We start from the raw sequence: 20,435 nt of genomic DNA, 5'->3' as shown, positions 1-20,435 counted from the left end.
GGACCTCCGGGCCGCATGCTCAGCCGCCCGGTGCGGCGGTGGGCGCGCCGGGTCGGTTGTCCAGCGTGTTCAGCTCGGCGGCCCGCGCCTGTTGGATCCGGCCGGCGAGCGCCTTCAGCTCCGGGCTTCCCCCGGCGGTCTGCTCGCCCCGGCACAGCACCACTGTCTGCGCGAGATGCGCCCGGATCAGACCGGCCGCCCGGGACGACACGTCCGTGTCGGATGCGGCACGTAGCTCGGCGAGGCTGGCCTGGGTGACCATGCCGGGCATCTGATGCCCCTCGTGGATGTTCAGCTCCGGCACGTTGCCCGCGGCCAGGAGCCCCCGCAGGTCCCGCAACTCCGCCTGATGAGCCTGCCGGACCTCGCCGAGGAGGGCCCGCAACGACGGATCCGCCGGGCGGGTGTCGAGCTGGTCGATCAGCGCGAGAGCGCCCTCGTTCATCGGAATCAACAGTTGGATGAAGGCGTCGTCGGTGCCGTTGAGCACCACCCGGGCGGTCGGTGCCGCAGCGGCCGACGACGCTGCCACCGTCGACGCTGCTGGTGCCTGGTTGGTGCGGCCCCAGCCCTGGCTGAGCCCGACGGCCACCGCCGTGGCGACCAGGGTCGCGACGACGCCGATCAGCCGCCCGGCCCGTACGCGAAAGCCTCGGCGCTCCGCCATGCTCTGCTCGTCCCTCCGTTCGTCGGTGCTCAACGGGCGGCTTGGAACGCGCGGCCGACCACTGTCGCCTCGGCCCCGTCGCTGAACAGTCCGGACCGGTCCTTGTCCGTGGCGGGTAGCCCGAACCAGGCGTAGCGCTGTAGGTAGGGCAGTTGACCGAGCATGGCGGTGGCCGCGGTGAGGAAGGCCGCCTGCTGCTGCTGACTGGGGAACTGCGAACCGCCCCCGGCGAAGCGAATCAGCGCGAACTCGGTCAGCCAGATCGGCTTCCGGTACCGCTGGTAGACGGCCTGGAGATACTGCCGGAGTTGGGCCACGGCGGTGGCGGTCGTGAAGTCGGCGCCGAACCAGTGCAGCGTGATGAAGTCCACCCGGTGGCCGCGGGCCTGGGCGCCGGTCATGAACCTGTCCAGCCAACCCTGCGGGTCCGGCCCACCCCAGGCGACCGCAGGGCTGCCCAGCTTGCTGCCCGTCGCCATCAGCTGCGGCCACAGCTCCAACGCCTGCTCGACGGTCATGTTCGCCTGCTCGGGCATGTCCGGCTCGTTGAAGGTGAGCAGGTACGGCCCGGCGGCCCTGGCCCGGGCCAGCTCCGCGGCGGTGACGTTCTCCGCGCTGCGGATCATCGGCACGAACGTCGCACCGCGCGGCGTGCTGATCCCCGGGTGCTGGGTGCCCCAGGTGTAGTACCAGCCGGCCTTGGAGTTCGCCAACGCCTGACTCGCCCCGGCGAAGTTCCACACCCCGACACCCTTGCGGGCGGAGCTGACCGCCGGCGCTACCGGAGTCTTCGACGAGGGGCGTGCGCTCGGCGAGGGCGCGACGCTCGGGGTGGCGGCGGCGGTGGGCGCGGCGGACGGCGGCGCCGCCCACGAGGGCGCGGACGGGTCGTCCGGCTGGATCACCACCGCCATGGTGATGGCCAGGACGGCGGCGGCCACACCGGCGGCGAGGGACGGCACGAGGCCACGGGGCCGGTTCACCGCGAGGTCGACGACGCCCGGGCCGCCGCCCGCGTCCGTGGGCACCGTGCCGGGTGCCGTCGGTCCGGCGGCGGGTGCGGTAGTCGGGCCGGGCGGCGGGACTGCCTGCGCGGCGGCTGCCGGGGCGGCAGCGCTCGGCAGCTGGGCGCCGAGACCCGCCGGCAGCGGCAGCAACGGCATGCCGGCGAGCAGTCGATCGATCGGCAGGAGGGTGTTTCCCAGCCGTCCGCAGAACGCGCAGTCACGGACGTGTCGAGCCAGTCGCTTGCGCCACAGCGAGCTGGGCGTGCCGTCCCACTCGGCGGTCACGACGCCCAGGTCCGGGCAGCCGGGGCGGGCGCGAAGCGCGCGTACGACGCCCCGGGCGCTCTGAATCTGCTCCTTCATCCGGTGGATCCGCACCGCGACGTGCCCGGGCGACAACCCGAGCGCGTCGGCGACCTCGTTCCGGTCGATCTCGCCGGTCTCCTCCAGCCACCACAGCGAGAGCAGTTCCTGGTCGTCCGGGTCGAGCCAACGGGTCGCCTCGGCGACCTCGCGTCGTTGGTCGGTGAGGCCGAGCCGGAGGATGGTCATCCCCGCGAAGTCGGAGGCGGGGTCGGGCACGTTGTGGATCGCGTCCAGCCCGGCATCCCGGTTGAGCGCGACACGTCGGCGCGTCTCCCAGTCACGCACCTGGCGGATGGTGATCGCCACCAGCCAGGACCGGTATGCCGCCGGATCGTTGAGCGCGGGCAGGTACCGGATCACCCGTACCAACGTCTCCTGGACCACGTCGTCGACGTCGGCGTGCCCGCGCAGCGCACGCCCGACGATGTTGTAGACCAGCGGGAGCGAGGCCGCGACGACGTCGTCGAGTGCGCGCTGGTCGCCCTGCCGGGCCGCGACGACCAACCCGACATCGGGCAGTGCTCGACCGGCTGACGACATGGGTCTCACTCCTTTGGTGCTCATCCGCGCGGCGCCCACGCTGGTTGTGCTGACCGCCCTCAAGATCGGAGACTCGCGGCAGCGGGTGGGATTACAGAATTCCCGGGCGGTCGGTCCGCCACAAGCGAGGCGGGTCCGTCGGCGGCGCATATGTGTCGGCGGCGGCGGGTATGGTGCGGGGTGTCGGTGTCGCCGGGCGCTCGCCCGTGCAACAGGACACCAGCATTCGGGCGCCAGCGTGTGCGCCGAAGCGTCACCAGGTCGCACGGCCGATGTTGCCGAGGCCCCAGACGCACCCCTTTCCAAGAGACAGGATCTCTGCATGACATCGAACGACAACGGTCGACCCGCACTGTTCCTCGCCACGTCGCACGGTGACGTGCTGGACGGACCGGCGGTGACCTTCGACAGCAGCGAGGAGGCCATGCGGCGACTGCGCCACCCGTTCGCGGTGGAGCCCGCCCAGACAGCCTCGGCTGCTGTCGACGCCCCCGCCCAGCGCGGCTGAGCTGGGGCGCAACCCCTTCTCCGGACGGCCTAGACCTGCCCCGATTCATACTTTCGGCTAGTAATCAGTCGGACGTTCGGGTAGGGTCGCTTCATCACGTGAAAGACATGACGCGGTGGCCAGGCCCGTGATCGTGGTGTTGCGACAGCGCGCTCCTGCCCGCAGGTGCGCCCCCGGCGACAAGCCGGTTCGGAGATCCTTCCGGTCGATCCGATCGACGGGCGAACGCCGGAGGGACCACCCATGTCCACGATCGTCGAGTACGCCACCGCCACCGCCACCGCCACCGCCGAGAGCGCCACGAGCACCCGGGTCGGCCAGCGCAACAGGGACCAGAGCCCGGAGGACCTCCTCGCCGCCCTGGCGGCGACCTCGCCGCACGACCCCCGGCGCCCGGCGCTGCGGGAGCGCACCATCGAAGCGTGGCTGCCGCTCGCCCGGCACCTGGCGCGCCGCTACAGCGGACGCGGCGCCCCCGACGACGACCTGGCCCAGACCGCCTCGGTGGGGCTCATCAAGGCCGTCGACAACTTCGACCACAGCCGGGGGATCGACTTCAGCGGGTACGCCATCCCCACCATCATCGGCGAGATCAAGCGGTACTTCCGGGATCGCACCTGGGCGGTGCGGGTGCCCCGCCGCCTGCAGGAGCTACGCCTGTCGATCAGCGCGGCCAACGGCGTCCTGACCCAGAGCCTCGGCCGCCTGCCCACGGTGGCTGACATCGCCACCTACCTCGACGTGTCCGAGGAGACGGTCCTGGAAGGGCTGGAAGGCGCGCGTGCCTACCGGGCCACGTCGCTGTCCACCCCGATCGGGACCGACGGCAGCCGGGAGCTCGGCGACACCCTCGGCGACGACGACCACGAGATCGACCTCGTCGAGATCCGCGTCGCCCTCGGCCCGGCTCTCGCGACGCTGCCGGAACGCGAGCGCGAGATCCTCAGCCTGCGCTTCCACGGCAATCTGACCCAGGCCCAGATCGCCGATCGGATCGGCGTGTCACAGATGCACGTGTCCCGGCTGATCACCCGCTCACTGGCCACACTGCGTCACCAGCTCAGCGACGACATCACCGCCTGAGCCGGTTCACAGTTGGACGACGTGGCCCACCCGTGGCGGCGTACGACCGGCGAGGACGTCGAGCCACGCGTGCTGGAGGGCCGCCGGCCCGGCACCCACCCGAACGTCGAGCCACTGGCTCACGACGGCGGCGAAGCGTTGCCACGCCTCGGTGAACCGCTGGTCGAGCCCGTCGCGACCCCAGTCGTGGCTGCGCTTGCGCATCTGCACCGGTGCGAAGAACACCTCCTCGGCGGCGTCGGCGTTGGGCATCTGGTTGGTGAGCCCGACCGCGATGTCCCGGACGAGCCGGTCGCCGAGACGTCGACGCAGGGCGGCGCGGGTCGAGGGCGCGCCGGACAGGTCGAGGTAGACGCTCGGGACCACGTCGAGGGAGTCGATGTCGTCGTACGACACGACCTCGTCGTAGCAGCCGAGCGACCGGGTGAACGCCAGGTTGCCCGGTGAGGTGAGACCGATCAGGCGCGGCCCGCGCCGGTGCAGCTCGAACGCGGCGGCGTACGCGGTCTTGCTCGACGCCGACGACACCAGCAGCGCCTCGGCACCGTAGAAGTCGTTGTCGACGACCTGGTCGGCCAGCATGAACGAGGTGAAGAACAGCGGCCGGAACAGGATCAGCAGGTCCTCCTGGTCGCGCTGGTACGCCGGGTCGCCGGTGGTCGACCGGTACGCGTTGTACGGCGACGGCAGCTCGGCCCGGTGCGGGCTCGCCTCGCGGAACCCGGACGCGTCCACCCGGTCCGGCCGCACCACGAGGTGACCGGCGGGCGGGAGGTAGCCGTAGACCCGTTGCCCCACCTCGACACCGGCCACCGCCGAGGCGACCACCTCGGCGAAGCCCCAGAGCGGCGGCAGACCCCACTGCGGCCCGAGGCCCTGGGCCGCCGGTGGGAAGAACTGCCAGTACCGCATCGAGTCGCCGAGCACCGCGTAGGTCACGTTGTTGGCGGTGAGGCCGACGCGGTCCACGCGCAGCAGCGCCTCGCCGTCGGACGGGACAGGGGTGGAGCCATCGACGAGCGTGGTCTGCCCGAGGTCGTCACGCGCCACGGCGAAGGTCCATGAGTCAGCCATGAGGTGACGCTAGACAGCCCCGCAATCGGAGACAAGTGCACTGCGAGTGCAAAATCCCACTGCGCGAGGGGTCAGGGTCTGAGCGCGGCGAGGTCGCGGAGGTGCGCGAGCGGCAGGTGCGGTGGCCGCCACTCCAGGAAGAGGGCCGTCGCGTCGTCCTCGAGCTGGTCATCCTGGTAGCCGACGACCGCGCGGACCAGGCGACGCATCGTCTCCGGGCTGGGCAATCCGTCGTTCAGGGCACGGTTGACGAAGTCGACGAGCCGGTCCACCCCGAACTGCTCCCCCTGGGCGCTACGGGCGTCGGTGATGCCGTCGGTGTAGGCGAGGATGCGGTCGCCCGGGTGCAGATTCTCCACGTGCACCCGCGGTCGGCGGGGTGACATGTGGCCCAGGCCGAGCGGCAACGCGGTCGGCCCGGGTAGTTCCCGAACGGCCTTGCCGTCACGCAGCAACATCGCACCGGGATGCCCCGCGTTGATCATGCTGAGCCGGCCGGTCTGGCGGTCCAACTCGATGAGCAGCCCGGTAGCGAAGAAGTTCGGGTGCTCGGAGCGCACCCACCGGTCGATGCTGATCGCCGTGTCGACCAGGTCGAGACCACACCGACGGGCATTGCGGTACGCGCTGACCACGAGCGAGGCCAGGGTGCTCGCCTTGATGCCGTGCCCGCAGGTGTCGAAGAGCCCGACGCTGAGCACGTCGTCGTTCAACGCGTAGTCGAAGATGTCGCCGCCGACGTCGTAGCACGGTTCGAGGATGGCGGTGACCACCAGGTCGTCGGTGGCGAAGGTCAGCGGCGGGAGCAGGCCCCACACGATCTCGGCAGCGACCTGCATCGGCATCCGCCGCCGCATCCGCTCGACCACGTCACCGTAGAGCCGGCGGTTCATCAGGATCTGGGCGACGTTGACCGCCACCTCCCAGGCTGGAGCGTCCATCGCCTCGTCGGCGGCGGCCGGCGAGACGACTTCCAGTACGCCCATCCGCTCACAGCCGAGAAGCAGTGGCACCCACAGCCGGTCCGGGTTGTCGGGCGCGCGCTGGATGTCGAGGGTGGTGAAGGCCCGGCCGGCGAGCGTCGTCTCGAGCGGCAGCTGGTCCCGGTCGGCACCCGCGCCGAGCAGCGGAACGAGGAGAGTCTGCGTGTAGTCGGCCAGATAGATCACGATCTCGCTGGCATCGATCTCGGGCGCCGCTCGGGCAACCAACTGCGACACCTCGTCCGGGCCACCTCGGGGCGCGTTGAGCTGCAGCCAACGGACCACCTCGCCGATGTCGGCCACGCTCCACCTCCCCCTGTCCTCCCCGGTAACAGGAGCACGTAGTGCGAGCGTGAGGCTACCTCGCCCGCCGCGCACCCGGTGTGCACGAGTGGCGTACGCCCCAGGGCGCGTCGGGACGACCGAGCCGCCGGCGGCCCGCCGCACCAGCGCCCTGGGCGGGCCGGAGGTCAGGGCTCCAGCACCACCTTGCCGGCCCGGCTGCGGTTCTCGGCGAACACCAGTGCTGCGGAAACCTCGCTGAGCGGGTAGCGGGCGGCGATCTGCGGCACGATCACTCCCTGCCGCAGCAGGTCGAGCACGATGCCGAGGTCGGTACGCAGGCGACGGCGGAACGCGGCGCGCCGGGTGAGCTTGCCGGCCCAGAAGTTGTAGAAGCCGGCGCGGTGGCCGTTGGGCAGCGCGTTCCAGGTGTAGAGGCGGGCCAGCAGCTTCACGAAGACCCACGCGACCGACTGCCCGGTGCCGACGGCGGCGGCGTTGCCGTAGACGACGAGGGTGCCGCCGGGGGCGAGCAGGGCGTACGACGTGCGTACGCCCGGGCCGGCGACCGGGTCGAAGACGGCGTCGACCCCGCCCGGCGACAGTTCGCGGACCCGCGCGGCCATGTCCGGGTCGCGGTAGTCGAGCGGTTCGACGCCGAGTTCGCGCAGCCCGGCGTGGTGCCGTTCGGCGGCGGTGCCGATGACCCGCAGGCCGAGGTGTCGGCCGAGTTGGACGAGCACGCTCCCGACGCCGCCGTTCGCGCCGTGCACGAGGATGGTCTGTCCGGCCGTCAGGTTGGCGTCCCGCAGCATCTGCCAGGCGGTCACCCCGTTGACGACGACGGTCTCGGCCGCGGCGGGGTCCAGACCCGCGGGCACCGGGGCCAGGGCGTCGATGTCGACAAGCGCGTGCGTGGCCCAGGCACCGGTCTTGGTGACCGCCGCAACCCGGGTGCCGACCAGCGCGTCGTCGCCGCCGGGGCCGACCGCCCGCACCGTGCCGACCAGGTCGTAGCCGGGCACGAACGGAAACTTCGGCTGGCCGGGGTAGAGCGCGTGGCGCATCTGCTGCTCGGCGAACGAGATGCCGGTGGCCTCTACCTGGACGAGCGCCTGCCCCCGGGCGGGGACGGGCATCGCGCGTCGGTGCAGCAGGAGGCCGTCAGGCTCCACCACGCCGGGCAGTACCACTTCGGTGATCGTGTCGGTGGTCGTCATCGGATTCTCCTTGTTTGTAAGTGTGCACTCACACACTTGTCTGGTCAAAAGATTGGGCCGCCAAGGCGGCCCAGCATCGGGGGTCGGTCAGGGGTGGCGGATACCGGCGGTCAGGGCGCGAGCCCAGGGCTCCGGGACCTCCTCCAGGCCGGCCGTCACGATCAGGTGGCACAACTGGCCGTACGCGAAGAACTGCTGCACCTGCGCGTCGCTGGCCCGGGCCCGACTCTGCACGAAGGTCGCGACCCGCCGGTAGCCGGCCCGCACCGCCTCGGCGACCTCTGGGATGTCCGTGACGGCCTGTGCCTGCACCTGGAAGAGCAGCAGGTCGCGATCGGCGATCAGCTCCGCATAGGCATCGCCCATGGCGTCGAGGATCTCCTCCGGGCTGCCACCCACGGCGCGCTCCGCGCCCGCCTCGATCGCGTCGGCGATCCGGTCGAAACACGCCCCGGCCGCCGCCACGAACAAGCCGAGCTTCCCGGAGAAGAGTCGGAAGACGTACGCCTCGGAGATGCCGGCGGCCGCGGCCACGGCGGTGACCGGGGTGGCGTGGAAGCCGGCGCGCGCGAACACCGACACCGCGGTGTTCAGGACTGTGACCCGGCGGGCCTCGGCGGTGGATCGCATGTTTGTAAGTGTGCACTCACAAACAAGTGTCGTCAAGTCCGTCGCTACGAGCACATCCCCACGCAGGCGGCCCGCAGCGGCCATGACCGGCTCACTCCAGCGGATAGAGACGGGCCGGGTCGCCGGGTCGGAGGCTGTCCGGCACGTCGTCCGCACTGCTGACGGCGATCGAGCCGAGCAGCGCCAACGAGCGGGCGGACTCCGTACCGGGCTCGGCGTGGTAGATCACCAGCAGCTGCCCGTCAGCGCCCGCCACGGCGAGCTTGTCGCAGTACAGGTCGAGGTCGCCCACCTCAGGGTGGTGCAGCCGGCTGACGACGCCCTCCCGCCGACGCACCTCGTGGCGCGCCCACAACTGCCGGAAGCAGTCGCTCTTGAGGGACAACTCCCCCACCAGCGCCGTCAACCGTGGGTCGTCGGTGGCCCCGCCCGAGTCGGCACGCATCTGCCCCACCACGCTCTGCATCGCCTGCCGCCAGTCGCGGAACAGCTCCCGCTCGGCCTCGTCCAGGAACACCGCGCGGAGTCGGTTGGCACCCGGGGCCAGATTCGGCGACAGCGCCCTCGCCATCGGGTTCGAGGCCAGGATGTCGAGGTAGCGATTCTGCACGAAGGCCGGCATGGAGAGCTGCCGCAGCAGGTGCAGGATGCTGGCCGGCACCCGCTCGGCGGCCGGTCGGGCCGCCCGGCGCGACCGCGCCCGGCTCAACCCGATCATGTACGCGGTCGCCTCCGGATCCAGCCGTAACACCCCGGCGAGGGCATCGAGGACCTGCACCGAGGGGTGCCGCTCGCGACCCTGCTCCAGTCGGAGGTAGTAGTCGGCGCTGATGCCGGCCAGCATCGCCACCTCCTCGCGCCGCAGCCCCGGCACCCGGCGCAGGCCCACCCCCGGGCCGAGCCCGACGTCCTCGGGGCGGGTCTGCTCCCGGCGGGCGCGCAGGAAGTCGCCGAGCGGGTTCGTTGCGTCCATGCCACCGACGGTAGATCGCCGGGCGGCCCGGTGACTGGCTGTGTCACTACCAGGAACAGCTCGCCCTGCCGCCGGGGTCACTCGCGGCGGACAGTCGTCGAAGGGCCGGATCCGTTCGGCCACGGATGTCATCACGACTACTGACAAGAGGCTGAGATGAGCGAGAACCTTCCCGGCGGCACCCTCACCCCCGCCGACGGCCTCACCCTGAGCCGGATGGGCTACGGGGCGATGCAGTTGGCCGGCCCGGGTGTCTTCGGCCCGCCCCGCGACCGCGAGCAGGCGCTCGCCGTGCTCCGCGAGGCCGTCGACCTGGGCGTCCGACACATCGACACCAGCGACTTCTACGGGCCCGTCGTGGTCAACGAGCTGATCCGCGAGGCGCTTCACCCGTACCCCCAGGGTTTGCACCTGGTCACCAAGGTCGGTGCGCGCCGCGGCGCCGACCGCTCCTGGATCCCGGCCCAGGAGCCGGACGACCTCAAGGCCCAGGTACGGGAGAACCTCCAGCATCTCGGCCTGGACGCCCTCGACGTGGTCAACCTGCGGGTGGGTGTGGCGGAGGGCACCGGCGACGCGCCCCTCGGTGCGCAGTTCGCCGCCCTGGCGGAGCTGCGCCAGGAGGGCCTGATCCGGCACCTCGGGCTCAGCAACGTGACGCTCGACCAGCTCGACGAGGCCCAGGCCATCGCGCCGGTGGTCACCGTGCAGAACCTCTACAACCTCGCCAACCGCCGGGACGACGCACTGGTCGACAGGTGCGCGGCGGAGAACATCGCGTTCGCGGCGTTCTTCCCGCTCGGCGGGTTCACGCCGTTGCAGTCCGACACGCTCGACGGCGTGGCCGCCCGCCTGGGCGCCTCACCTCAGCAGGTCGCCCTCGCCTGGCTGCTTCAGCGGTCTCCCACCACCGTCCTGATCCCCGGCACCTCCAGCCTGGCGCACCTGCGGGACAACATGGCGGCGGCCGACCTGAAACTGCCGACCGACGCCATCGAGGAACTGGACGCGCTCGCCGCCTAGCGTTCGTGCGGCTCAGTGCTGGTGCGGCCGGTTTCGGATCACTGTGAGCGCCAGCACCGCGGTGACGAGGAAGACGATGCCGGTGACCCGCAGCCCGGCCTGGACACCGGAGGTCAGTGCCTCCGCGATCGCCGCCCGGACCGGGTCGGGCAGGGGTTGGCCGCCGTTGGCGCCGGAGGCCACCGCCGCCCGCACGGCGGTACGGGTGGGTTCGTCGATCTGGTGCGCGGCGAGCCGGCCCGGCAGGTCGGCCACCATCGTGGTGGTGAGGAGCGTGCCGAGCAGGGACGAGCCGAGCACCGAGCCGACCTGGCGGGCGGCGTTCACCGCGCCGGAGGCCATACCGGCTTGGGCGGGCGCGACGCTGGCCAACGCCGCCGCCGTCGCCGGGGCCACCACCAGACCGGTGGCCGCGCCGAACAACGCGAACAGCGCCCAGCGGTCACCGAACGACGTGGTCGGCCCCTGGTTGGCCAGCGCGAAGCTGGCCACCGCAGCGAGGACCAGGCCGAGGGTCAACGGCGCCTTGAATCCGGTACGGCGGATCGCGCGCCCGGCACCGAAGGCGACCAGCACGTACGCGCCGAAGAGCACCAGCATGCGCCAGCCGGTGTCCAGCGGGCTGAGTTCCTGGGCACGCTCGTGGAAGAGAACCAGCAGGATCGCCACGCCGGTGAAGCCGAACAGCGACACCGCGCCGACGACCATGACGGCGCTGAACGACGCGGACCGGAACAGCCGCACGTCGAGCATCGGCGCACTGGTCCGCAGCTCGACCAGCACGAACGCGACAAGTGCGACGACCGCGACGACCCAGGCCGTCGACACCACCGGGTCGGTGTAGCCAACCTTGCCGCCCTGGATCAGCGCGTAGACGGCGGCCGCGATGGCGACGGTACCCAGCAGCAGGCCGGGCACGTCGAGTCGGGCGGGGCTCGGCCGGGACTCGACCACCCCGACGATGGCGACGACGAGGGTGACCAGACCCAGCGCGATCGTCGACAGGTAGACGCTGTGCCACTGGTAGTGCCGCAGCAGGAAGCCGGCGATGAGTGGGCCGATCGCGAGGCCGATGCCGGACGCCGCCGACCAGGCGGTGATGACCTCGGTCCGTCGGTGCGGATCGGTGAACGTCGCGCCGAGGATCGCCAGGCTGTTCGGCAGGATCAGCGCCCCACCGAGGCCGGCGACCAACTGCCCGACGATCACCCACCCGACGGTCGGAGCCTCTGCCACGACGGCTGCGCCGACGATCATCGCGACGACCCCGGCGCCGAACATGCGCTTACGCCCGTAGCGGCTGCCCAGGGTGGCCGCGGACAGCACGACGCTCGCCACCATCAGGGTGTAGGCGCTGGGGATCCAGACCAGAGTGGTGGGGTCGACCCGCAGGTCCCGCTGGATCGTGGTCAACGCGGAGACCGTCGCGGTGATCTGCAGGAACGTGATCATCGCGCCCAGGCACATGGCGATCAGGGTCACCGGGCGGGAGCCGCGCAAGGACGAGCGGGTAGAGGCGGCCGACCCGGGTGCCGCCGGCCCCGATGGGATCTTCCCGGGCGGGCTCGCTCCGGGCGGGGTCGCTCCGGGTGGGGTCGGGGCCGTGGCGCTGGTGGTCACTGAAGATCCTTCAGGCTGGGGTCTGACTTGCGTATGCTGAAGTCAGCGCGGCCCAGTTAAGCACCTGGCTAGCCTTCATGCAAGTCAGGTAGGCTGGTGGGCATGGAGGACCTACGAGGCGATCGCGATTCCTGGACGAGCGAGAACTGCTCGGTAGCCCGGGCGATGGACATCGTGGGCAGCAGGTCAACGGTCCTGATCATGCGCGAGGCCCTGCTCGGCACGCGCCGCTTCGATGACTTCGTCCGCCGGGTCGGCGTCGGCGAACCCGCCATGGCCGCCCGCCTCAAGGAAATGGTCGCCGCGGAACTGCTCGAACGAATTCCCTACCGGGAGCCCGGGCAGCGCACCCGCCACGAGTACCAACTCACCCGCAAGGGCCGCGACCTCCTGCCCGTCATCACCGCACTGCGCAACTGGGGCGACACCTGGGCCGCCACCGACACTGGCCCGTCCGTCGTCGCCACCCACCACGACTGCAGCGAACCGATCCGCGCAGTGCTCCGCTGCGCCGCCGGCCACGAGATCGCCGACGGCGACATCGACATCATCGCCGGCCCAGGCCTCGTCCGGCGCGACTGACCACAGCGTGGCCGAACCAGCGCTACCCTTTCCCGGCGCAGGCCTTTCGCTGGCTGCGCTCACCAGCGCCCCTCGCGGCACCTCGGCCCGGCCGACAGCCGCGAGCCGAGACGGCGCAGCACGGGCGCAGCACGGGCGCAGCTTCCTCAACTGAACGAGCCTGGTCCGCCTCGGTCGCGGAGCAACCGTGATCAGCATCGAGCCCCGAGAACGCATCGATCATGGCCGACCAAAGATGTCGTACACCTGTTCTAGTCTCGGGTCATGGTCGAGGAGTTGGCGCAGGCAGACGACGCGATCTCCGCCTGCGTCGACGCCCCCGCCTGGACACTCCCGGAACACGATCTGATCGCCGCACTCGACGCCGCGCACCGCCTCCAGCAACGCCTGGCCGCCGTCACCCTCACCCTGATCCGCGAGATCGACGCCCGCGGCACCGCCCGCACCCAAGGAGCCTCCACCACCGCAGTCTGGCTCCGCGAACGACTCCGGCTGACCGTTCCCGCCGCCCACCGGCTCGTCGACCTCGCCACCGCCTTGGACACCGGCAGCCCCGGCATCCGACAAGCGCTCGCCGACGGACACATCACCCTCGACCAGGCCCGGGTCATCGCCGACACCGCCACCACCGTGCACGCCACCGCCGGCACGCAAGCCGCCGACAAAGCCGTCACCCTGCTCACCGACTGGGCCACACAATTCGACCCCACCTGCTGCGCAAACTCGGCACCCGCATCCTCGACCACGTCGCCCCCGACCTCGCCGACGCCGCCGCCGAAGCAGCACTCGACGCCGAAACCGCCCGCGCCGCCCGCGACCGCCACCTCACCCTCTCCGAACAGACCGACGGACGCCTGCGACTCAGCGGCACCCTCGACGCCGAAACCGCCGGCCTGCTCCGCGCCGCCGTCGACCCGCTGACCGCCCCGTCCGCACCGGACGACTCACGGTCCCCCGGTCAACGACGCCACGATGCCCTCACCGAGGTCTGCCGACTCGCCCTTCGGACCGGCGAACTACCCGAACACGGCGGCGACTCCGCCCAGATCGTCGTCACCACCAGCTACGACGCGCTGACCCGGCAACTGAGCAGCGGCACCCTCGACACCGGCCTGCCCCTCACCCCGCAAACAGTGCGCCGCCTCGCCTGCGACGCCACCATCCTGCCCGCCGTCCTCGGCGGCACCAGCCAAATCCTCGACGTCGGACGACAACGCCGACTCATCACCGGCCCACTGCGCCGCGCCCTCGTGCTCCGCGACCGCGGCTGCGCCTTCCCCGGCTGCGACCGACCACCCCGCTGGTGCGACGCCCACCACATCCACCACTGGGCCGACGGCGGCCCCACCAGCCTGGCCAACGCCGTCCTACTCTGCGGCCACCACCACCGACACCTGCACCACAGCGACTGGACCATCCAACTCAACGGCCACGGCCACCCCGAATTCATCCCACCCGCCTGGCTCGACCCCGAACAACTCCCCCGCCGCAACCACTACCACCGACGCACATAGGAGGAGCCCGCCAGCCAACGCCGACCGGCCGGTGAGCGCGCGGCCGACCTGCTCGGTTAACGCAGGCGCTCAAGCCGGGTCACCAATCCGCCTGCGGTCTCGGGCAAGGGCGCTACTCCCGGTGGCCAGGCCCGTAAACCGACGCCCCGCTCCGCCTGCTCGACAGCGCGGACCGGCAGGTCCTGGAACCCGGCGAGTCGGCTGCGGTCCGCGCGTACGTTGTGGCGTGGTTCAGGTTGCTGCCGTCGCACCAGGGGTGGACGAGGTCAGACAAAGCCACGTCGCGCACCGTCCGAACAGGACCATTGAGGCAGATGGCAGACGGCGTCGCGCCCGACCAAATGGCACAGATCCCCCAGGTCGGCGCTTCCAAATGACGCGCAAAGTACCCGTTGTGTTACGAGCTTGTTTCCAAGATGACAGGCAGGTTACGGGTGCTTCTCGATGATCGGTACCGATCCTAGGTTTCGGCCACCGTCATCAGTCGTGGCGGCCGGCACCGAACGTGGAGGCAACGACGTGCCACAACCGAACGCACATCGGACCGGACGGGCCAGGTACGGGGTCAGCATGCTGGCCGCCGTTGCGCTGACCGCGGCCGGCCTGACCGGCCTGCCCGCCAGCGCCAGCGCCACCGCCGCGCCGGCCGGCAGTGGGCCGACCGCCCGCTATCTCGTCCAGCTCGCCGAGGAGCCGCTGGCCACCTACACCGGCGGGGTTCCCGGGATCGCGGCCACCAAGCCGGCCGACGGGGCCAAGCTGAACCGCACGTCCGGGAACGCCAACGCGTACCGGAATCACCTGCGCCAGCAGCGTAAGTCGGTGCTGGACCACGTCGGCGTGCCAGCCGACCGCACCCGCGTCACCATGGAGACCGCGTTCAACGGCTTCGCCGCCGACCTCACCGGGCCACAGGCGGCCCGGCTGCGCGCCACCACCGGTGTGCGAGCGGTGTACAAGAGCCAGAAGGTGCACGCCACCACCTCACACACCCCCGACTACCTGGGCCTGACCGGCAAGGGCGGGGTGTGGAACAAGGAGTTCGGTGGAGACTCCCACGCTGGTGAGGGCGTCATCATCGGGGTCATCGACAGCGGCTACTGGCCGGAGAGCGCGAGCTTCGCGCCGCTGCCCAGCCCGCGCCCCGACCAGGCCGTCATCGACGCCAAGTGGAAGGGCACCTGCGACGTCGGCGTCGAAGCGCCGGTCACCTGCAACAACAAGGTGATCGGGGCACGTTGGTACAACGACAGCGGCATCGCCGAGGCCTTCCCGGACGACTACTCCTCGCCGCGCGACCGCAACGGCCACGGCACCCACACCGCCAGCACCGCAGCCGGCATCCACGGCGTGCGGGCCACGTCGGGCACCCAGGACCTGGGCATAATCTCCGGCATGGCGCCGGCTGCGCGGTTGGCGATCTACAAGGCTCTGTACGACAACGGTGCGGGCGGCGCGACCGGCACCGACATCGACATCGTGCACGCCATCGACGACGCGGTCGCGGACGGCGTCGACGTGATCAACTACTCGATCGGTGACGACACCGAGCAGTTCGGGGCGGTCGACGCGACGTTCTTCAACGCGGCCGCCGCCGGGGTGTTCGTCGCCGCCGCCGCCGGCAACTCCGGCCCGTTCGCCAACACTGTCGACAACTCGACGCCATGGCTGACCACGGTGGCCGCGAGCACGACCGACCGGCAGAACACCCGGAAGCTCACCCTCGGCAACGGCACCACGATCGCCGGCGTGGGCATGGGCGAGACCGGCGTCGGGCCGGCCCGACTGGTCTTCGCGAAGGACAGCGCGATCGATCCGGACGGCGCCTACGGTGCCGGTCTCTGCGCCGACGACACGTTGGATCCGGCCAAGGTCAAGGGTGCGATCGTGCTCTGCCTGCGCGGTGAGATCCCGCGTACCGACAAGAGCATCGAGGTGGCGCGGGCCGGCGGCGTCGGCATGGTGCTGTACAACGACGAGCTGAACTCCCTGAACGCCGACGTGCAGACAGTGCCGACAGTGCACATCAACGAGGTCGACCTGGCCACCGTCACGGCGTACGTCGCCAAGGGCAACGCCACGGCGACCATCGCGCCGAGCAAGCTGGAGACGGTGGAGGCCCCATCGGTCGCCGCGTTCTCCTCGGCGGGCCCGTCGAACCTGAACGCCGGTGAGCTGCTCAAGCCGGACATCAGCGCGCCCGGTCAGGACATCGTCGCCGCGTTCTCCCCATCCATCGGCGGCAACGACTTCGCCCTGGAGTCGGGCACCTCGATGGCAGCGCCGCACATCGCCGGTATCGCCGCCCTGGTTCTGGCCAAGCACCCCGGCTGGTCGCCGGCGGCGGTCCGCTCGGCGCTGATGACCAGCGCCGTGGACAAGACCGACAAGGGCAACCCGATCAAGATCGGCACGTACGACGCGACTCCGCTGAACTACGGCGCCGGGCAGGTGGAGCCGGGCAGCGCCTTCGACCCGGGCCTGGTCTACGACTCCAACCAGCAGGACTGGATCCAGTACCTGTGCGGGGTTTCCGCCGACCGTGGCGGTGACTACGGGCTCGGCGACCTGGACGGCTGCGACACCGTCGGCGCGATCGACACGGCACAGCTCAACTACCCGTCCATCTCGCTGGGCCGGATGGTGGGCAAGCAGACCGTGACCCGCACCGTCACCAACGTCAGCGACAAGACCAGCACCTACACCTCCTCGGTGCAGGCCCCGCCGGGGTACAAGGTCACTGTCACCCCGAAGAAGCTGCAGATCCGTCCGGGCCACAGCGCCCGCTTCACCGTGGAGGTCACCAACACCGGTGGTGCGTTCGACACCTGGGCCGACGGTTCGCTGACCTGGCGCGACCAGTTCAAGCACTCGGTACGCAGCCCGCTCGTCGTACACAATTCGGGTTTGGTCGCCCCCGACGCCATCACCGGCAAGGGCACCTTCGGCAGCGTCCGGATCGCCGCCGAGGTCGGCTTCAAGGGTCAGCTGGTCTCCCAGCTCTCCGGCCTGACCTCGGGCACCAGCAACGTGGTCACCCTGAAGGGCGACGGGCCGAGCTGGGACTGGAGCACGTCGAACAACCTTCCGGTGCCGCTGCCCGCGTCGATCAGCAGGACCACCCTGCACGTCCCGGCCGGCACCCGCAGCCCGGAGGTCCACGTGACGTCCGCGCGGCCCACCTGCTCCCACATCGACTGGGAAGACGAGGAGGGCGTGATGGAGTGCACCGAGTTCAGCCTGAACGTCTACGACAAGTCCGGGAAGTTCGTCACCGCCACCGCAAGCACCCGGATCGGTGCCAAGGTCACCCTGCCGGACGGTGCCGGTGACTACATCGTGGTCGTCGAGCAGGAGTTCACCGAGAACATCAAGGACGGCGCGAACGCGTACACGGTCACCAGCTACCTGCCGGGCGCGCCGGGCACCTCCACCGGCCGGTTCACCATTGACCCGAAGCAGCGCAGCGTGCAGCCGGGCGCGACGGCGAACCTGACAGTGCGCTGGTTCGGTCTCGCTCCGGGTCAGCGCTACGTCGGCGTGGTGGAGTTCCGCAACGGGGACGGGTCGCTGAAGACAGTGCCCGTCACCATCCAGTCCTGACTGCACCCCCCACCCGGCGGATCGGTGTGTGACTCAGGTCACCGCCGGTCCGCCGGCCCACCGTCGCGCCGGGCAGAGGTGATCTGCTCGGCCCACGGTGATCGACAGCGGCGAGGACAAGAAACGGGGCGGCGGGAGCCCAACTCCCGTCCGCCCCGAACGTCTGCGCGGGCCCGTCGAGTTCGTCGGCCGAGCGGCGGAACTGGCGCAGTTACGCCGGCTCGTCGCCACCCCGCCCTGCCTGATCCTGCTGGAGGGTGAGCCCGGGATCGGCAAGAGTCGACTCGTCGCCGAACTGCTCGCCGAACTCCCCGGACGACACCTCGTCGGCGAGTGCGACGACGTGCCCGAGCCCTTCCCGCTCGGCGTGCTGCTGGACGCGATCCGGGGCGGCGCCGACCGACTCGGTCCGCTCAACCCGGTGGCCGGCGCCCTCGCGCCGCTGCTACCCGAACTGACCGACGTACTGCCGGACGCCCCGCCCCCGTTGAGCGACCCGGCGGCCGAACGACATCGCCTGCTCCGCGCCGTCGCGGCGGTGCTCGCCGCGCTGAGTCCGGCCACGCTGTTGCTGGAGGATCTGCACTGGGCGGACCCGGCGACCTGCGAACTTCTCGCCTACCTGAGCACCCACCCGGTGGCGGGGCTGGCAGTGGTGCTGACCGCGCGTACGGCGACGCCGGGAAGCAGTACGCCGATCCACGACGCCCTGGCGCGGACTCCCCCGTGGAGCGTCACGCGCGTTGCGCTCGGCCCGCTGGACGCCGCCGACGTGCGCCGGTTGGCGGCCCGCACTTTGCGCCTCGATGATCCGCCGCAGCAGCTGACCGCCACCCTGCTCGACCGCACGGCAGGCATCCCGTTCGTGGTCGAGGAGGTGCTGCGGACGCTCGCCGAGCGGGGCGGCGACCCGTTGGCCGACGACAGCGTCCCTTTCGTCCTGCGTGACGTGCTGCTCTGGCGGCTGCGTCCGCTCGACGAGGCCACCCGGGAGGTGCTCGGCGCGGCGGCCGTACTGGGGATGACGCCCGATCAGCGCATCCTCGCCTCGGTGCTCAGCCTCGATCGGGTGGCGATCGGCGCGGCGTTGACCGCCGCGCACCGGGCGGGCCTGCTGCACGACGCCGGGGACGGCCTGCGGTTCCGGCACGACCTGGCCCGACAGGTGGTGTACGACCTGGTGCCCCGGGAGAGCCGGGAGTGGCTGCACCTGCGGGTGGCGCGGGTGTTGGAACAGGAGCTGCCGAGGCCGGTTGCCCAACTGGCGCACCACTACCGCCGAGCTGGCAGCGGGGCCGACTTCGTCCGCAACGCCGAGGCGGCCGCCGACCTCGCCACCGAGCGCGGCGACGACGCGACAGCGGCCAGCTTCCTGCTCCAGACGATGGACATCGCCGAACTGCCCCGACCGGTACGGGTTCGGCTCGCCGCCAAGTTGGGCCGTTCGGCCATCGACGGACTCAGCCAGGCCGAGGCGATCCCGGTGCTGGAACGGCTGCTCGCCGACCGGCGGCTGCCGCCGGGTGCCCGAGGTGAGCTGGGTCTGGTGCTCGGGCGGATGCTGCGACAGCAGGGCGAGGCGCTGCGCGGGTACACCGAGATCGAGCGTGCCGTGCCGTACCTGCGCGCGCCGCGCCGCAAGGCCCCGGCGCTAGCGGTGCTGGCGGCCCCCGACACCGTCGTCGGCCGGCACGTCGACGACCACCTGGCCCGCTGCGCGGAGGCGGAGACCGCCGCCGCGGCCAGCGGGGATCCGGCGGCGCACCTCGCGGTCCGCATCGCCCGAGCCTCGTTGCTGCTGGAGCTGGGCGACCCGGCGGCGTGGGCGATCATCTCCGAGCTGCGCGCGTCCGCCGACTTGGCCGACCGGCCCCGCGAGCACGCGCGAGCCTGCCTGAACTGGGCGCAGGGCGCGCTGCACGCCGGTCACCCTGAGCAGGCCGAAGCGTTGCTGGCGGCCGGTCGGGCGCTTGTCGACGAGACCGGGTACGAGCGGCTGGCGTCCCTGGTGGAGGCGACCGAACTGTCACTGGACCGGGCCGCCGGCCGGCTGGACGGGCTCGCCGAACGGCTCGGCCGGTTGGTGGCCAACGCCGAGCGGATGCCGGTCACCCTGCTGGACGCGCGGGCCGAACTGGCCACGGTGCTGGCGCTCGTTGCCGGCACCGGACACGGCAGCACCGACGCGGGAGGCAACGAACACGGCGGCACCGCCGAGGGACGCAACAACCTCCGCAGCACCGCCGGGCGCCGCGACGACGTGGAGGCCGCCGAACGGGCGCTGCGGGATGTGGTGGCCGACGCTCGACGGGTCGGCGCGATCTGGCCACTGGTGCAGGCACTCTCGGCGCTTGCCCGGCTGCTGCTGGTCGACAGGCCGGACGAGGCGGTCGGGCACGCCGCCGAGGCGCTGTCGCTGGTACGCGGGAAGGGCGTCCTGGCCTGGGCCGCCGAGGCCGTGCTGGTGTTGGCCGAAGCGGCGGCCGCGACTGGTGAACCGGCACGGGCGGCGAGTGCGGTGGCCGAGTTGGAAGCCGGGATCGCCGGCCGTGAGGCTCCACTCGCCCTCGCCGCGCTACGCCGGTGCCGGGAGTTCGTCCCGGCCTGAACCGGCGCGGGAGCCGAGCCGACCCGAGCCGAGCCGACACGTGGCCGACGCGGAGCCGGCCCCCGACGCGGAGCCGGCCGGCCCTGCGAGCCGAGGTGACGAGCACGCCAAGCACGATGAACAGGTGCGTCCGTTCCGACGTGGCGCCCAGC

14 protein-coding genes and 1 pseudogene are annotated in these 20,435 nt (G+C 71.5%); 7 read left to right on the top strand and 8 right to left on the bottom strand.

All coding sequences use genetic code 11. The features are described from left to right. Window positions 1-19: 19 nt before the first annotated feature. Both AB0B48_RS09650 and AB0B48_RS09645 read right to left on the bottom strand, forming a co-directional pair. Window positions 20-667: a DUF305 domain-containing protein gene (locus AB0B48_RS09650; protein ID WP_357198450.1), complete on the bottom strand. Its 648-nt coding sequence runs from the start codon at window positions 665-667 to the stop codon at window positions 20-22. Between the two features lie 29 nt (window positions 668-696). After that, complete coding sequence (locus tag AB0B48_RS09645; protein WP_357198447.1) at window positions 697-2,580, bottom strand: sigma-70 family RNA polymerase sigma factor; 1,884 nt, start codon at window positions 2,578-2,580, stop codon at window positions 697-699. Between the two features lie 322 nt (window positions 2,581-2,902). Here AB0B48_RS09645 and AB0B48_RS09640 point away from each other — a divergent pair, with 322 nt between their 5' ends. Both AB0B48_RS09640 and AB0B48_RS09635 read left to right on the top strand, forming a co-directional pair. After that, the gene (locus AB0B48_RS09640) at window positions 2,903-3,088 is read left to right on the top strand and encodes a hypothetical protein (protein ID WP_357198444.1); all 186 of its coding nucleotides are present in this window, start codon (window positions 2,903-2,905) and stop codon (window positions 3,086-3,088) included. Between the two features lie 243 nt (window positions 3,089-3,331). Next, window positions 3,332-4,171 carry a SigB/SigF/SigG family RNA polymerase sigma factor gene (locus AB0B48_RS09635; protein WP_357198441.1) on the top strand — a complete coding sequence of 280 codons (840 nt, stop codon included), beginning with the start codon at window positions 3,332-3,334 and terminating at the stop codon, window positions 4,169-4,171. A gap of 6 nt (window positions 4,172-4,177) precedes the next feature. On the opposite strand, the gene AB0B48_RS09630 is transcribed toward AB0B48_RS09635, so the two are convergent. The 5 genes from AB0B48_RS09630 to AB0B48_RS09610 form a co-directional block, all read right to left on the bottom strand. Further along, the gene (locus AB0B48_RS09630) at window positions 4,178-5,245 is read right to left on the bottom strand and encodes a DUF2855 family protein (RefSeq protein ID WP_357198438.1); all 1,068 of its coding nucleotides are present in this window, start codon (window positions 5,243-5,245) and stop codon (window positions 4,178-4,180) included. A gap of 71 nt (window positions 5,246-5,316) precedes the next feature. Beyond that, window positions 5,317-6,531, bottom strand: a complete 1,215-nt coding sequence (locus tag AB0B48_RS09625; RefSeq protein WP_357198435.1) for a PP2C family protein-serine/threonine phosphatase — start codon at window positions 6,529-6,531, stop codon at window positions 5,317-5,319. A 167-nt stretch (window positions 6,532-6,698) separates the two neighbouring features. After that, the gene (locus AB0B48_RS09620) at window positions 6,699-7,730 is read right to left on the bottom strand and encodes a medium chain dehydrogenase/reductase family protein (protein ID WP_357198432.1); all 1,032 of its coding nucleotides are present in this window, start codon (window positions 7,728-7,730) and stop codon (window positions 6,699-6,701) included. Between the two features lie 87 nt (window positions 7,731-7,817). Further along, entirely contained in the window at window positions 7,818-8,360 is a 543-nt protein-coding gene (locus AB0B48_RS09615) for a TetR/AcrR family transcriptional regulator (RefSeq protein ID WP_355005047.1), read from the bottom strand. Window positions 8,361-8,451: 91 nt separating this feature from the next. After that, window positions 8,452-9,333, bottom strand: coding sequence for a helix-turn-helix transcriptional regulator (locus AB0B48_RS09610; protein ID WP_357198428.1), 882 nt, complete (start codon window positions 9,331-9,333; stop codon window positions 8,452-8,454). Between the two features lie 156 nt (window positions 9,334-9,489). Here AB0B48_RS09610 and AB0B48_RS09605 point away from each other — a divergent pair, with 156 nt between their 5' ends. Further along, window positions 9,490-10,356, top strand: a complete 867-nt coding sequence (locus AB0B48_RS09605) for an oxidoreductase (RefSeq protein WP_357198425.1) — start codon at window positions 9,490-9,492, stop codon at window positions 10,354-10,356. A gap of 12 nt (window positions 10,357-10,368) precedes the next feature. On the opposite strand, the gene AB0B48_RS09600 is transcribed toward AB0B48_RS09605, so the two are convergent. Continuing rightward, window positions 10,369-11,856, bottom strand: a complete 1,488-nt coding sequence (locus tag AB0B48_RS09600; RefSeq protein ID WP_357198422.1) for an MFS transporter — start codon at window positions 11,854-11,856, stop codon at window positions 10,369-10,371. A 222-nt stretch (window positions 11,857-12,078) separates the two neighbouring features. Between AB0B48_RS09600 and AB0B48_RS09595 the strand changes: the two genes are divergently transcribed. The 4 genes and pseudogenes from AB0B48_RS09595 to AB0B48_RS09580 all read left to right on the top strand — a co-directional run bounded on the left by AB0B48_RS09595 (window position 12,079) and on the right by AB0B48_RS09580 (window position 20,283). Continuing rightward, the gene (locus AB0B48_RS09595; protein ID WP_357198419.1) at window positions 12,079-12,558 is read left to right on the top strand and encodes a helix-turn-helix domain-containing protein; all 480 of its coding nucleotides are present in this window, start codon (window positions 12,079-12,081) and stop codon (window positions 12,556-12,558) included. A gap of 264 nt (window positions 12,559-12,822) precedes the next feature. Beyond that, window positions 12,823-14,072, top strand: a pseudogene (locus tag AB0B48_RS09590) (DUF222 domain-containing protein). 570 nt (window positions 14,073-14,642) lie between these two features. Then, entirely contained in the window at window positions 14,643-17,675 is a 3,033-nt protein-coding gene (locus AB0B48_RS09585; protein WP_357198416.1) for a S8 family serine peptidase, read from the top strand. 97 nt (window positions 17,676-17,772) lie between these two features. Then, a complete protein-coding gene (locus AB0B48_RS09580; protein WP_357198413.1) occupies window positions 17,773-20,283 on the top strand; it encodes an AAA family ATPase in 2,511 nt (836 codons plus the stop codon). Window positions 20,284-20,435: the final 152 nt, after the last annotated feature.

It is taken from the genome of Micromonospora sp. NPDC049089 (genome assembly GCF_040648775.1).
Taxonomy (GTDB): domain Bacteria; phylum Actinomycetota; class Actinomycetes; order Mycobacteriales; family Micromonosporaceae; genus Micromonospora.
Note: the sequence above shows the minus strand (reverse complement) of the source record. Positions and strands in the feature narration are given on the sequence as shown.